Source organism: Leifsonia sp. 115AMFTsu3.1 (assembly GCF_004362795.1).
GTDB lineage: Bacteria > Actinomycetota > Actinomycetes > Actinomycetales > Microbacteriaceae > Leifsonia.
Genome location: NZ_SNYB01000002.1, coordinates 67,972 through 80,905, shown reverse-complemented (window position 1 = coordinate 80,905; position 12,934 = coordinate 67,972). Strand labels below are relative to the sequence as shown.

At 70.6% G+C, this 12,934-nt stretch carries 14 protein-coding genes; 5 read left to right on the top strand and 9 right to left on the bottom strand.

The genetic code is table 11. The features are described from left to right. The first annotated feature begins 49 nt into the window (after positions 1 to 49). The 3 genes from AXZ95_RS19795 to AXZ95_RS11295 all read left to right on the top strand — a co-directional run bounded on the left by AXZ95_RS19795 (position 50) and on the right by AXZ95_RS11295 (position 1,926). On the top strand, positions 50 to 703 hold the full coding sequence (locus AXZ95_RS19795) for a hypothetical protein (RefSeq protein ID WP_231371182.1): 654 nt from the start codon (positions 50 to 52) through the stop codon (positions 701 to 703). 61 nt (positions 704 to 764) lie between these two features. Next, positions 765 to 1,028, top strand: a complete 264-nt coding sequence (locus AXZ95_RS11300) for a Rho termination factor N-terminal domain-containing protein (RefSeq protein WP_018192707.1) — start codon at positions 765 to 767, stop codon at positions 1,026 to 1,028. A 22-nt stretch (positions 1,029 to 1,050) separates the two neighbouring features. Next, complete coding sequence (locus AXZ95_RS11295) at positions 1,051 to 1,926, top strand: hypothetical protein (protein WP_018192708.1); 876 nt, start codon at positions 1,051 to 1,053, stop codon at positions 1,924 to 1,926. Positions 1,927 to 1,931: 5 nt separating this feature from the next. On the opposite strand, the gene AXZ95_RS11290 is transcribed toward AXZ95_RS11295, so the two are convergent. From AXZ95_RS11290 to AXZ95_RS11250, 9 genes are all read right to left on the bottom strand, one after another. After that, positions 1,932 to 2,897 carry a glycosyltransferase gene (locus AXZ95_RS11290; RefSeq protein WP_018192709.1) on the bottom strand — a complete coding sequence of 322 codons (966 nt, stop codon included), beginning with the start codon at positions 2,895 to 2,897 and terminating at the stop codon, positions 1,932 to 1,934. Continuing rightward, positions 2,894 to 3,529, bottom strand: a complete 636-nt coding sequence (locus AXZ95_RS11285) for a hypothetical protein (protein WP_018192710.1) — start codon at positions 3,527 to 3,529, stop codon at positions 2,894 to 2,896. Before AXZ95_RS11285 ends, AXZ95_RS11290 begins: the two co-directional genes overlap by 4 nt. Then, positions 3,522 to 3,971: a DUF6098 family protein gene (locus tag AXZ95_RS11280; RefSeq protein ID WP_018192711.1), complete on the bottom strand. Its 450-nt coding sequence runs from the start codon at positions 3,969 to 3,971 to the stop codon at positions 3,522 to 3,524. Before AXZ95_RS11280 ends, AXZ95_RS11285 begins: the two co-directional genes overlap by 8 nt. Next, positions 3,952 to 4,443 carry a hypothetical protein gene (locus AXZ95_RS11275; RefSeq protein WP_231374521.1) on the bottom strand — a complete coding sequence of 164 codons (492 nt, stop codon included), beginning with the start codon at positions 4,441 to 4,443 and terminating at the stop codon, positions 3,952 to 3,954. Before AXZ95_RS11275 ends, AXZ95_RS11280 begins: the two co-directional genes overlap by 20 nt. A 65-nt stretch (positions 4,444 to 4,508) precedes the next feature. Further along, positions 4,509 to 4,826, bottom strand: coding sequence for a hypothetical protein (locus AXZ95_RS11270; RefSeq protein ID WP_018192713.1), 318 nt, complete (start codon positions 4,824 to 4,826; stop codon positions 4,509 to 4,511). Between the two features lie 74 nt (positions 4,827 to 4,900). Next, entirely contained in the window at positions 4,901 to 6,451 is a 1,551-nt protein-coding gene (locus tag AXZ95_RS11265) for an FAD-dependent oxidoreductase (RefSeq protein ID WP_018192714.1), read from the bottom strand. Further along, positions 6,448 to 7,707, bottom strand: coding sequence for a 6-phospho-beta-glucosidase (locus AXZ95_RS11260; protein ID WP_018192715.1), 1,260 nt, complete (start codon positions 7,705 to 7,707; stop codon positions 6,448 to 6,450). Before AXZ95_RS11260 ends, AXZ95_RS11265 begins: the two co-directional genes overlap by 4 nt. Further along, entirely contained in the window at positions 7,704 to 8,879 is a 1,176-nt protein-coding gene (locus AXZ95_RS11255; protein WP_133638888.1) for a BadF/BadG/BcrA/BcrD ATPase family protein, read from the bottom strand. The genes AXZ95_RS11260 and AXZ95_RS11255 overlap by 4 nt, the downstream gene beginning before the upstream one ends. A 469-nt stretch (positions 8,880 to 9,348) precedes the next feature. Further along, positions 9,349 to 10,383 (bottom strand): LacI family DNA-binding transcriptional regulator, encoded by a 1,035-nt coding sequence (locus AXZ95_RS11250; RefSeq protein WP_018192717.1) that lies wholly within the window; start codon positions 10,381 to 10,383, stop codon positions 9,349 to 9,351. A 476-nt stretch (positions 10,384 to 10,859) separates the two neighbouring features. On the opposite strand from AXZ95_RS11250, the gene AXZ95_RS11245 reads away from it, so the two are divergent. Then, complete coding sequence (locus AXZ95_RS11245) at positions 10,860 to 11,828, top strand: sugar ABC transporter permease (protein WP_018192718.1); 969 nt, start codon at positions 10,860 to 10,862, stop codon at positions 11,826 to 11,828. Continuing rightward, entirely contained in the window at positions 11,828 to 12,802 is a 975-nt protein-coding gene (locus tag AXZ95_RS11240) for a carbohydrate ABC transporter permease (RefSeq protein ID WP_018192719.1), read from the top strand. The genes AXZ95_RS11245 and AXZ95_RS11240 overlap by 1 nt, the downstream gene beginning before the upstream one ends. The last annotated feature ends 132 nt before the right edge of the window (positions 12,803 to 12,934 follow it).

Below are 12,934 nucleotides of genomic sequence, written 5' to 3'. Positions count from 1 at the left end.
GCCCGGTGAGGCCTAGTCAGGCCAATCGGCCCGGGAGTATGGTCGCCGCATGACGAATCCAGACGACGAGAGCACACCGCGCCCCGCCGGACCCACCGGGGCGGGCGAGCCGGTCAGCCCGCCGCCCGCATCCGATCCCACGCCTCCGCCTCCTCCTCCGCCCAGTCAGGGCATCCCGGCTGCACCACCGCCGCCGCCCAGCTCCTACCCCGCCGCGGCCACCGGTCCGTCCACCACCGTCGCGCCGACGTCTCCGCCGAACACGGTCAACATCGCGTTCTGGCTGTACGTCGCCGGTGCGGTGCTGAGCGTGATCAGCGGCATCATCACGATCGCGGTCGTCTCGGGATCGCGCGCCGACCAGGTGCGCGTCATCGAGCAGCAGGGCGCCGACCTCCGAGGCCTCACAGCGCAGCAGGTCGCGGACGCGTCCGTCACGTTCCTCGTGACCTGGTCGATCGTCACCCTGATCTTCTGGGCCGTCGTGTTCGTCCTCTTCGCCTACTTCATGCGCCGCGGCGCGAACTGGGCGCGCATCGTCCTGACGGTGCTCACCGTGCTCTCGCTGCTCAACCTGCTGACCGGCTTCGGAACCGGGCTGCTGCAGGTGCTGGCGACGATCGTCGCGGTCGTGCTGATGTGGCTGCGCCCCTCGAACGAGTACTTCGGCGCGGTGAAGGCCGCGAAGGGACCGCGCGTCTGACCGCACCCTGACAGCCGGCTGTGCCGGGCGTACTGTTCCTGCCGAAACGGAAGGAGCGGATATGCCCGGCAACAAGCCCCAGCTGAAAGACCAGGAGCTCTACGAGAAGCTGCGCAAGGAGGGGGACTCCAAGCAGAAGGCTGCTCGCATCTCCAACGCCGCAGCATCCCGCGGCCGATCCTCGGTCGGCCGCAAGGGCGGCGACTCCGGTTCGTACGAGGACTGGACCGTGCCCGAGCTGAAGAAGCGCGCGAAGGAGCTCGGCCTCAGCGGCTACTCCAAGAAGAACAAGGGCGAGCTCGTGAAGGAGCTCCGCAACCACTGAGTCCCGCGCGTACACTCGCCGCATGGACCTGCGGAATGTGGCCGGCGAGTTGTACTCGGTCGCACCCGGCGACTTCATCGCCCGGCGCAACGCCGCCGCGGCCCAGGCCGACCGCTCGACGGCCACGCAGATCAAGACCCTGCGCAAGCCGTCGGCGTCGGCGGCCGCGATCAACGCGCTCACCCGCGAGCACCCGGACCTCGTCGGCGACGTGCTGGAGATCGGCTCGCGGATGCGGGATGCGTTCGCCTCCCGCGACCGCGCCGAGATCCGCGCGCTCACCCAGGAGCGCCAGCGGCTGCTGCAGCGCGCGACCGACGGACTGGACCTCAGCCCGGCGGTGCAACGTGAAGTCGAGGAGACCTTGCAGGCGGCCGTCATCGACCCGGCAGCGGCCGCCGCGGTTCGGAGCGGGATGCTGGTGCGCGCCCTCGAGTCGACCGGTCTCGAGCAGGTCGACGTCTCCGACGCCGTCGCGCTGCCGATCGACATCGAGGACTTCCCGGCGCCGCGGCCCGGCCGCCGGAAGGCGCGGAGCGGAGGCGGCGGGAACGAGGATGCCGGCGCGGCCGAAGCGGACGACGAGCCGGCCTCAGAGGAGCACACCGAGTCGCCGAGCGAGCGCCGGGAACGGCAGCGCCGCATCCGGGCCGCCGAGAAGGCCGTCGCGCGCGCCCGCGAAGACGCCGAGGCCCTCGACGACGAGCTCGACGAGACGGTCGACCACCGCGGCGACCTGGAGGCGGAGCGGGACTCGCTGCAACGACGGCTGCAACGGATCACGGACGACCTGAGCGAGACGCGTGCCGCCGAGCGCGAGCTGCGCTCGCGGATTTCCGACGCGCAGCGCGCCGTCCGCGAAGCGGAGAAGGCGCTGCGCGACGCACGCGACGACTGACGCGCTCAGCCCACCCAGTGCGCCAGCAGGTCGTCCCAGTCCGCCTGGTAGCGGCCGAGACCGAACCGCTCCAGCGCCCACTCGCGCGCGCGTCCGCCCGCCTCCGCTCCGCGACCCGGGTCGTCCACGAACGCGCGGACCGCGTCATGCAGCTCCGCCAGGTCGGTCGAGATGGCCCCCACACCCGGCACCACGGCGCGGCGCGCGTCCGTCGCATCCAGCGCCACGACCGGGATCCCTGCCGTCATCGACTCGAGCAGCGAGAGCCCCAGCGACGTCCAGCGGTTGGGATGCACGTACACACGCCGACGCCCGACCTCGGAGAACAGGCGAGGCGCCTCGATGTCGCCCGCGGCGACCACCCGGTCGCTGCCGACGCCGAGCGCCTGCGCCAGGCCGTCCACCTGCATCCCGAAGACGTCGACCGGCGCCACAGCGGCGAAGCCGCCGAGAAGATCCGAACCCGTCACACGCCAGCGGCGCACCGGCTCGTTGATCACCGCGGCGGCGCGCGGAAGCTCGCCGGTGAAATGGTTGCCGTAGTCGACGACACCATGCTCGATCACCCGGGTGCGGGTGGAGCCGGTGTCCCAGAACAGCGCGTTGAAGTGCGTGACGTGGGCGATCAGCAGGTCGTCCCGGTCGGCGAGAGGATGCCGCGAGTTCGGAATGCTCTCCTGGGGCGTGTTGTGCTCGACGAACACGACCGGCACATCCACACCGGGACGGCGCCCGGTGAGCCGCTCGACCAGGTCGAACTCCTCCAGCCGCTGGAGCACGACGGCGTCGAACGGCGTGGACGCCAGCTCGGCCTCCGGGACGTCGACCACGTTCGACGGCCAGTCCCGGCCGCCGACACCACCCTCGCCCGCCGCATCCACCGGGAGCAGGTAGGTGTGCCGCCCGCGCACGAACGCATCCATCCAGCCGCCATGGACCTGCCAGACGAGAAGCCGCAGAGCGCGGCTCACAGCTGCGACCCGGGGCCGGGGTGGCCCCTCACTTCCAGAGGCCCCGTCTCGGGCGCCGGCCCGTCCTGGTCCTGGCCGGCGGCGACGCCCGCGTGCGTGTGCCCGGCCACGCCGTGCGCGGCCGTGTGCGGCTCCTTGGTCGGGCAGAGCTTGCCGCAGTACGAGCAGATGTAGCCGTCGCCGATCCGCGCTTCGCCGTTCAACCGGTACTCCAGCACGTCGCCGTCGCCCTCCAGCGCGAACTCCACGTACGCCGGCCGCTCCAGCGACGGGATGGGCACCCGCATCCGGGCGAACGGGCGTCGCGAGTCGTCGAGCGGCACCCACAGCTTGTCCGGGGCGGGGCCGAAGATCGAGCCGGCCTTGTCGACGCGGGCCGGCCGGTGGTCGTCACGGATGTGGAGGATGTGGCCGGCGCTCAGCATGTCGCGCGGCAGCACCTGATACAGCTCGGGGACTCCATAGGCGATCGCGCCGCGTCGCAACCGCGAGAAGCCCTCCTCCGTGTCGTCGCCCATCACCACGAACGGCGGCGCCTCGGGCGTGCGCAGCACAATGGCCGTGCCGCCCGACGGACTGTCGGAGATGAGCTGAAGGATGGCCGTGGCCTCGACGAGCAGACCCTCAGGCATGCGCCACCGACACCAGCTCCGCTTCGCCAAGCCCGGGCTCCGCGTCGAACCGCTCGTCGCATACCCGGTCGGCCTCCGCGATGAGGCACTCGGCCAGGCGACCGACCACCTCGATGTCGGTGACGAGTGCCTCGCCGTCCAGGCCGTGACCGGCGGGGCGGCCGCGCAGCAGCCACGCGAAGCGCTCCGGGTGCACGCCCTCGAACGTGGCGTGCCGGGCAGCCGGAAGCTGCGTCAGCTGTCGCGCGATCCACTCCCGGCGGGGCAGCGTCCACCACGCCTCCGGGTCGAGGGGACGGGCGGGCAGCCCGGGCAGCGCGAGTCCGCTCGCGGCATCGATGGGACCGGCCTCTAGGTCGGCCGCATAGCCGGCCGAGTAGCGGACATAGAGCCCGGGCGCCTCATCGAGAAGGCGCTCGATCTCAGAGAGCTGATAGAGCACGGGAACCTCCGGTCGGGACGCCGTCGCGTTCGCGGACCACGCGGTAGCGGCACTCCATGCGGGTGCGCGACACCAGCTCGAATTCGTGCCACGACGGGCGGTCGAGCGACGGGATGGGGATGGCGACACGAGCGGGCGCCTCGCCGTCGTCGTCCAGCGGCACGAACACGACGACGTCCGTCGCGCCGAACACCGAGGCGGAGCACGCGAAGCGCGCCTGGACATACCGGTCTGAGATCACGACGAGTGCCGGCTCCGACTCCGCGGGGTAGTCGTCCCGCGACACTTCGCGGTACGGCTCGCTGAGACCGTGGACTCCGGGTCCGCGCCGCATCCGGACGAACACGTCGCGGCCGCCGAAGACGTCGAGCCGAAGCGACGACGGGACCGCCCCATCCGCCAGGATCGCCACCGGCGTCCTTGCGCGGCGCGGCAGCATCATCAGCACTGCCGTCGCCGTCATATCGCCCATGCAAGCAAAGCTAGGTCGAGTCGGTTCCGAAAGCAGGGGATTGACGAAGCGCTCGAGCCGTGCGGTCAGCTCGGGAGGTGGCGGCCGACCTCGTCCTCGGGCATGATCACCATGCCGCCGGTGCGCTGGGACGTGTGCATCAGCGCTTCGAGCCACTGGGGGTTGATGGCGGGCGGGCGGCTGCCGCTGAACTGGAACGCCAGCGGCACCTCACGGCTGATCCAGAGCGAGACCCGGCCGGATCCCTGCTCGACCGGGACGTCCCAATTCAGCAGAAAGCTCTCGTGGCGGCGAAGCTTCGCAACGATGGCGAGCTTGACGTGGCTGAGCACCCGATCGTCGAGGTCATACTCCTGGCCCGCGCCGTAGACGAGTTTTCCCATGGTCCTCATAGTGCCCTAACGAGGCACGCAAATCCTGTCGCGTCAGGGGGATTGACACCGGTACCAGAGCGTGGTTAAGGGACTGTGAAGACCTGTCCGGAGGCCGCCAACCGGTCCTGAAGCAGCCCGATCCGCACATCCTGCGCCGGCGTATCAGCCGTTACGGCGAGCGCTGCCGCCGCACCTGCGGCCTGACCGAGCATCATGTACTGCGGCTCCATCCTGACCGACGCGAAAGCGACGGCCGAGGCGGACAGGCAGACCGGTACCAGGAGGTTCGTCGCGTCCTCCCGCTTGGGCAGCAGTGCGGAGTACGGGATGCCGTAGACCGGCACGGGGAGCGAGAGGTACCCCTCCGTGAAGACGGTGCCGATCGGGTCCGGATGCTCGTACACCCAGCGCCAGACACGCTGCACCTCGCGGATGTCGATGTGGTACGAGCCGAGGGCGACGGTGTCCTCCGGCATCCCGCCGGCGAGCAGGTCGTGCTCGGTCAGGATGCGCTCGCCGACCATCCTTCTCGCCTCGCGCACGTAGAGCTGGTGGGGCAGGTGGCCGGTGTCGGCGAACTCGCCGCGCGGCAGTCCCCAGCGCGACAGCTCGCGCCGGATCGCAGACGGCACCGCGGGGTCGTGCGACAGGAAGTACAGGAAACCGCGCGTGTGGTCGACATGGTGCCGACGGATCTCCTCGCGCCGCTCCGGGGAGGCGTCCGGGTACTCCCATGCAGATCCGTCCAGCACGCTCAGCGACACCGGCCCGAGCGAGTTGCCGTCCGCCATCCCCCCGGGCAGGTTCGGCTCGAGCCCCAGCATCCGGCCGGCCGGACGTTCGACGCCCTCCCGTCGGTCGCGCGCGAAGAGGCGACGCCCCAGCTCCCAGTACTCGTCGTCGTAGCCGTCGGGACGGTCGAACGGGATGCGGTCGGCAGCCGTGGTGAGGCAGACGCGGAAGCCGTACGACATCACGCCGCCGTCGCCCTCCCCCAGCTGCGCAAGCGGGCGGTCGTGAAGCTGCGGCAGGAGGCGTCCCGCGGTGAGTCCGGTCGGATCGTCGGCGAAGGGCGACACCGACGGCGGCATGTTGTGCATGCCGGGGAGGAGCTCCTGCCTGCCGGCGAACCGCTCGCCGTGCAGGCCGCGGTCCTCGCGGCCGACGCGGTACGGCACCCCCGCGGTCGCGAGCAGGTCGCCCTCGTAGCTCGCATCCACGAACACGCCGGCCTGGATGCGGTCGCCGCCGGTCACGGTGAAGGACCGCAACTCGCGGCCGTCCCGCCCCTGCGCGGTCTCGACGTCGGTCAGGCGGGTGCCGAAGACCACGTCGACGCCGGCCTCCTCCAGCCAGCGCCGGAAGATCGCCTCGGCCACGTGAGGTTCCGGTCCGGCGTAGTGCCCGGGGGTGGTGCCGTAGTGCTCCGCGATGTCGGCTCGGAGGCGCGCGGCCGCGCCGCCGAGAGCGCGGACGTCTCCGACGTCGGTGTAGCCGAGGCCGCCGGAGGTCATGCCGCCGAGGTGCCGGCCGGGCTCGACGAGGACCGTCCGGGCGCCACCCTCGGCCGCCGCGACCGCTGCCGTGACGCCAGCGGAGGTGCCCCCGTAGACCGCGACCTCGAACGCGCTCATGCGAACTGCGGGAGGAGCCGGCCGCCCGTCTCGAAGATGCCCTTCTCGAGTGCCGTCACCAGATCCCACTGGCCGACGAGGGGATGCGCCAGCAGCGCCTTCCGCACCAGCTGGCGGTCGCCGGTCACCGCGGCGCGTGCCGCCAGCCGCTCGTACGCGCTGACGTGCTGGATGAGCCCGAGCAGCTCCGGCGCGACCGGCTCTTGCGGCAGCGGGGTCGCGCCCGACGCATCCACTCGGCACAGGGTCTCGACCACGTCGTCGTCCGCGAGACCGGGGATCAGCCCGTTGTTGCGGACGTTCACTACGTGGTTGTCGCCGGTGCCGGCCACCAGCGACGCGAGCAGCGCCGTCGCCGCCTCGCTGTAGAAGGCGCCGCCGCGGGCCTCCAGCTGCGGGGGCTTGGTGTCGACCGTCGGGTCCGCGTACAGGGCGAGGAGCTCGCGCTCCACGTCCGCGACAACGGTCGCCCGGGGCGTGCCCGCGACCATCTCGCCGACGGTGGCGTCATGTGCGTAGTAGTACTTCAGGTAGTACGAGGGCAGCACGCCGAGGTCGCGGATGAGCTCGCCCGGAACGCCTCCGCGGCGGCCCAGCTCGTCCGATCGCTCCGCGATCATGCCGGGCAGAACATCCACGCCGTCCACCCGAATGTGCCGCACCCACGACAGGTGGTTGAGGCCGACCGGGTCCACCTCGACGCGGTGCGGCTCCACGCCGTGCTCGCGTGCGATCCACCGCTGGACGCCGATCGCGAAGTTGCACAGCCCGATCGCGCGGTGGCCGTCGTCGAGCAGCGCGCGGGTGTTGATGCCGACGGGATTCGTGAAGTCGACGATCCAGGCGCCCGGGTTGGCGCGCTCCCGAGCCTCGCGGGCGATGTCCAGAACGACGGGGACGGTGCGCAGCGCCTTCGCGAGACCGCCCGCGCCCGTCGTCTCCTGGCCGACGCAGCCGCAGGCGAGGGGGAACAGCTCGTCCTGCAGCCGCGCGCTCTGACCGCCGACGCGCAACTGGATGAGCACGGCATCCGACCCCTCGATGGCGGCTGCGCGGTCGGTCGTCAGGGTGACCGGGACGTCGGCGCCCTGGCGGGCGAGCATGCGGCGGACCATGCCGCCGACGATCTCCAGGCGCGGGCTGTCCACATCCATCAGCCAGAGTTCGTCGACCGTGAGACGCTCGCGCTCGTTCCACAGCCCCGAGACCAGCTCGGGAGTGTAGGTGGAGCCTGCGCCGATGACCGTGACCTTCATCGCGGGGTCCTTTCCTGGTTCGGGTGGGGGTGGTTGTGGGCGTCCGGTGAGGCCGGCGTCGGTGCCTCGCGGAGGGCGCGGACGAGGCCGTCGACCGGGCGGAACTCCAGCGGGCGCGGGTCGAAGCCGAGGCGGCGGAGGCCCGCGGAGACGGCGTCCCGGAAGCCGGGGTCGGAGAACGTTCCGCCGGCAAGGACGGCGGGGGTGCCGGGCGGGACGACGGGGGTGCCGGGCGGGACGACGGGGGTGCCGGCGAGGACGGCGGCGGTACGGGGCGGGACGACGGGGGTGCAGGCGAGGACGGCGGCGGTACGGGGCGGGACGACGGAGGTGCCGGGCGGGACGACGGCATCCGGCGCGTCCGCATCCTCGGCGGAGGCCGGATCGGCTGCCCACGCACGGCGCGCCACGACGGAGGCCAGCGCCACCGCTTCGGCGGCCGCCCGCGCGATGAGGTCGGATGCGACCGCGTCCCCCTCGGCTGCGGCTCGGGCGACGACCGAGGCGAGGGATCCGACCTGCCGCATCGACACGGACCCGTCGCGGATCGCTCGGGCGAGGGCGACCGTGTCGGCGGCTCGCGTCTCGGCGAGGACCAGCGGCAGCAGCGACGTGGTTGGCCCGCGGCCGTCCTCGGCGCGCGCGGCTGCGCGGACCGCCTCACGGCCCAGTTCGTCGCCCCCGCCCCAGTCGCCGCTCGGCCAGCCGAGGGCGGGGACGGTCGCGAGTCCGTGCGGTCCGCGCGCGACGGCGTTCAGGCCCGCACCGCAGACGACGGCGACAGCGTGGCCGAGCCCGGCGCCCGCATCCAGCACCGCGACCGCGTCGCCGACGACGTCGACCGCCGCGCGTCGGAACAGCTCGGCCAGCGCGGCGCGGTGGCCGTCTTCGTCGCCCGGGAAGTCGAGTCCCGCCACGGCGGCCGAGACGCGCGTGACGTCGGCGGGTGCGATGCCGAGATCGCGGAGGACGACTGTGACGGCGGCGACGACCGCCTGCGGTCCGGCTCCGCTTCCCGGGCCGATGCCGCGGGAGCGTTCGATGAGGCCTTCCGGACCGCCCTGGAGCACGACGACCTCCGTCTTCGAGTTGCCGCCGTCGATGGCGACGGACAGCCCGACCTCGGGTGCGTGGTGCGTGTTCGTCAGCGTCGATCCTTTCGCCGCGCCCATCCTGCCGCAAATATGGGATCGTTTCCACCCTGCCCGTCCGCCCGTCCCGCCACGACATTTGCGCCAAATCTCCGTTATCACCCCGCCAGAACCGAGATTTGCGCCAAATGTGCCGGCCTGCCCGTCCCGCCAAGCTCGACATTCGTGCCGAATGTGCGCCGTCGACCCGGCGAACCGACACGAGATGTGCGCCAAATGTGCCCGCCCGCCGGTCCCGCCAAGCTCGACATTCGTGCCGAATGTGCGGAATGCGGCGCGCAAAACGCACATTCGTGCCGAATGTGCGCCGTCGACCCGGCGAACCGACACGAGATGTGCGCCGAATGTGCCCGCCCGCCTGGCTCCCGAGGCCCAACATTGGTTGTCGACTCGGCGAACGGACACGAGATTTGCGCCAAATGTGCGTTATCGAGCCGCCAAAGAGCACATGTGCGCCAAATGTGCGTTGGCGACGCGACGCGGGGCGCCGCTACAGCGCGCGCGGAGCCGCGGTGGAGCCGCGGGGCAGCACCTGCGCCTCGAGCACGATGGTCTGCGGTTCGGCGGCGGGGTCCTGCAGCCGCCCCAGCAGGCGGTCGAGGGCGGTCTCGCCCAGCGACACCGCATCCTGAGCCACCGCCGTGATGCCCGGGCTGACCATGCTCATCCACTCGGAGTCGTCGAAGGAGACGACACTGACGTCCTCGGGGATGCGGAGGCCGAGATCGTTGGTCGCCCGCCACACGCCCTCCGCGAGCAGGTTGTTGGCGGCGAAGATCGCGGTCGGGTGGTCCCGGCGGGCCAGGATGTCGATCGCCGACTTGCGGGCGCCGTCCGCATCCCATCCGGTCGAGATCACGAGGGACGGATCGGCGGGGATGCCCGACCCCTCCAGCGAGCTGCGGTAGCCGGCGGCGCGCTCGCCACCGGTCGTCCACGTCGTCTCGTCGATGAAGAGGGCGATGCGGCGGTGACCGAGGTCGATCAGGTGGTCCGTCATCCGCTTCGCCACGCCCGCGTTGTCGATGATGACCGCGTCGCAGCGGCCGGCCGAGAACTGACGGTCGGCTTCGATGACGGGGATGTGCTGGCGCATCAGGTAATTGGAGACGTCACCCGAGAGCGGCGTGACGATCACTCCGGCGACGCGGGTCGCGACGAACGCGCGCGCCGCATCCATCTCGGCCTCGGTGGAGCCCTGGTCGTCGACGAGCATCATCGTGTAGCCCTCGCGGCGGGCCCGGGCGGCGATGCCGGCGGCGAGATCCGCATAGAAGGCGTTGCGCAGGTCGGAGACGAGCACGCCGATCGTGCGGCTGTCCTGCTTGCGCAGGCTGCGGGCCATGGCGTGCGGCACGTACCCGAGCGATTCGGCGGCGGCGAGCACCCGCTCGCGGACCCCGGCGGCGACGTAGCCTTCGCCGCTCAGGGCACGGGATGTGGTCGACTGCGACACCCCGGCGGCCAGCGCGACATCTTTCAGCGTCGCGCGCCGCTGCGTGCCGTCGGCGTCGTTCTCGATCATCGAACCCTTTCCACGGGCGCCGGAGCGCCGGACGCCCGGCGAATCCACCCTAATGGCCGACGCGGCGGCCCGCTGCCGTGCCGTCACGGATGCGTCACGCTGCCTCCGCGGCTGCGGGATGCGCGCCCCACCCGTACGGAACCGCGGCGCGGAGGAGGGGCGATCGCGCGGCGACAGAGCCGCCGCTGAGCGCATCCCGGACCGGTGACGACCGGTCCAACCGGGTGTACCGTGCCCGGCACACAGGCAGTTCCCCCGCCGGCACCGCCCACATAGCCGAGACGGGTCCGCATCCCGAGATGAGTCCGCCCCTGCCCGGGAATGGGCTGGGCTCCGGTTGCAGGCACGCTCGGGAGGACTTATAGTCGCTGCTATGTGGTAACGATGCCACACCACGCCGACGAAGGCGGAGGACGGATCGAAAGGGTGGCGATGAAGATCACCGAGCTCGATGGCGCAGGGAAGAGGAGCCGGTGATGGCCGTCCTCTCCGATACGTCACGCGGCAAGACCCGGACGGGCGACGACAAGCCCGCCAAGAAGAAGGGCACCAAGTACAACAGGCGCGAGGCGATCGCGGGTTACCTCTTCATCAGCCCGTGGATCATCGGCTTCCTCGTGTTCACGCTCGGCGCGATGCTGTACAGCCTCTTCATCTCGTTCAGCAACTACAACCTGGCGACGAACAGCGCGACGCCGGCAGGCTTCGACAACTACTCGGAGCTGTTCAACGACCCCAAGGTCGCGCTCTCGCTCGGCAACACCCTGTTCTACGCCGTCATGGCGGTGCCGCTGGAGATCATCTTCGCGCTGCTGCTCGCCCTCCTCCTCAACTGGGTCGGGCGCGGCGCCGGCGCCTTCCGCACCATCTACTACCTCCCGAAGATGACCCCGGCGGTCGCCACCGCATCCATCTTCCTGCTGCTGCTCAACGGCAACACCGGAGCGATCAACCGCTTCCTCGCCATCTTCGGCATCGAGGGCCCGCAGTGGCTGATCGACCCGAACTGGGTGAAGCCGTCGATCGTGCTGATGACCCTGTGGGGCGTCAGCGGCACCATGGTGATCTTCCTCGCGGCACTGAAGAACGTGCCTCGCGACCTCTACGAGGTGGCCTCGCTCGACGGTGCGGGACCCATCCGCAAGTTCTTCACCATCACCATCCCGATGATCTCCCCGGCGATCTTCTTCAACGTGGTCGTGCTCACGATCGCGGCCCTCCAGGTGTTCGACCAGGCCTACCTGCTGTTCTGGCGAGATCAGACGAACGCCTCCCCCGACTCGTCGTTGTTCTACGGCGTGTACCTCTTCCAGCAGGCCTTCCGGCAGTTCAACTTCGGCTTCGCCGCGGCGATGGCCTGGCTGCTGTTCGTGATCATCCTCCTGATCACGCTCATCCAGGTGAAGGTCAGCAACCGCCTCGTCTACTACGAAGGAGACAAGTAATGTCCTCCGCGACCCAGTCCACTGCCGCCGCGGCCCTGGCCCCGCTCGCCTCCGAGCTGGATGCCGCCCAGCTGCAGGGCAGCACCCCCAACGGGCGCGGCGACAAGCCCGTCGGCGGCCGGTGGTACAAGCCGAGGACGATCATCGGGAAGACGGTCCTCTGGATCGTCGCCATCGCCTTCGCGCTGCTGTTCCTGTACCCGTTCGCCTGGCTGCTCGCCGCGAGCCTCAAGCCGCGGCAGGAGGTGTTCGACAACTCGCTGTGGCCGAAGACGTTCACGCCGCAGAACTACGTCGAGGTGTGGAACCAACTCCCGCTGCTCTCGTGGATCGGCAACAGCGTCATCATCGCGGTCCTCGCCGCCGGCCTGGTCGCGATCTCGAGCTCGATCGTCGCGTTCGGGTTCGCGTACTTCAAGTTCCCCGGACGGACGCTGCTGTTCGGCCTGGTGCTGGCGACGATGATGCTGCCCGGCGCGGTCACCATGGTGCCGCAGTACCTGATCTGGAAGAACCTGGGCCTGATCGGCACCTGGCTTCCGCTGTTCGGTATGAACCTGTTCGGCTCGGCGTTCTACATCTTCCTGCAGCGGCAGTTCTTCATGGGGCTCCCGCGGGAGCTGTTCGAGGCCGCACGACTCGACGGCGCGAGCTACTGGAAGCTGTTCACGAAGATCGCGATGCCGCTCAGCATCCCGTCGTTCATCATCATCTTCCTGTTCGAGTTCCAGGCCAGCTGGAACAACCTGCAGGCGGCGCTGATCTACCTGAACGCGGGAGGTGTCGACGGCTTCACCGTGCCGCTCGGCATCTCGTACGCGATGACCACGTTCAGTCCGACCAACGGCGGTCACGGCGACTACCAGTACGTGATGGTGGCCGCGCTCATCGTGACCCTCCCCATGCTGCTGCTGTTCGGCTTCGGCCAGCGGTACTTCATCGAAGGCGTGGCGACGCAGGGCCGCAAGGGCTGACCTCATCCCGGACACCGGGCGCGGTTGGACATCGTCCACCGCGCCCGGTAACGTTTAACCCCCCTAGCGACGATTTTCGGATCGAGCCGGCGGGTGGGAGGACCACCTGTTCCGGACTCGAAAGGCCACTCG

Bases quoted from the DNA above. Each gene is read 5' to 3' on its own strand.
- AXZ95_RS19795 (WP_231371182.1), top strand. From the start codon at position 50: ATGACGAATCCAGACGACGAGAGCACACCGCGCCCCGCCGGACCCACC.
- AXZ95_RS11300 (WP_018192707.1), top strand. From the start codon at position 765: ATGCCCGGCAACAAGCCCCAGCTGAAAGACCAGGAGCTCTACGAGAAG.
- AXZ95_RS11295 (WP_018192708.1), top strand. From the start codon at position 1,051: ATGGACCTGCGGAATGTGGCCGGCGAGTTGTACTCGGTCGCACCCGGC.
- AXZ95_RS11285 (WP_018192710.1), bottom strand. From the start codon at position 3,529: ATGCCTGAGGGTCTGCTCGTCGAGGCCACGGCCATCCTTCAGCTCATC.
- AXZ95_RS11275 (WP_231374521.1), bottom strand. From the start codon at position 4,443: ATGGGCGATATGACGGCGACGGCAGTGCTGATGATGCTGCCGCGCCGC.
- AXZ95_RS11270 (WP_018192713.1), bottom strand. From the start codon at position 4,826: ATGGGAAAACTCGTCTACGGCGCGGGCCAGGAGTATGACCTCGACGAT.
- AXZ95_RS11265 (WP_018192714.1), bottom strand. From the start codon at position 6,451: ATGAGCGCGTTCGAGGTCGCGGTCTACGGGGGCACCTCCGCTGGCGTC.
- AXZ95_RS11260 (WP_018192715.1), bottom strand. From the start codon at position 7,707: ATGAAGGTCACGGTCATCGGCGCAGGCTCCACCTACACTCCCGAGCTG.
- AXZ95_RS11255 (WP_133638888.1), bottom strand. From the start codon at position 8,879: ATGGGCGCGGCGAAAGGATCGACGCTGACGAACACGCACCACGCACCC.
- AXZ95_RS11250 (WP_018192717.1), bottom strand. From the start codon at position 10,383: ATGATCGAGAACGACGCCGACGGCACGCAGCGGCGCGCGACGCTGAAA.
- AXZ95_RS11245 (WP_018192718.1), top strand. From the start codon at position 10,860: ATGGCCGTCCTCTCCGATACGTCACGCGGCAAGACCCGGACGGGCGAC.
- AXZ95_RS11240 (WP_018192719.1), top strand. From the start codon at position 11,828: ATGTCCTCCGCGACCCAGTCCACTGCCGCCGCGGCCCTGGCCCCGCTC.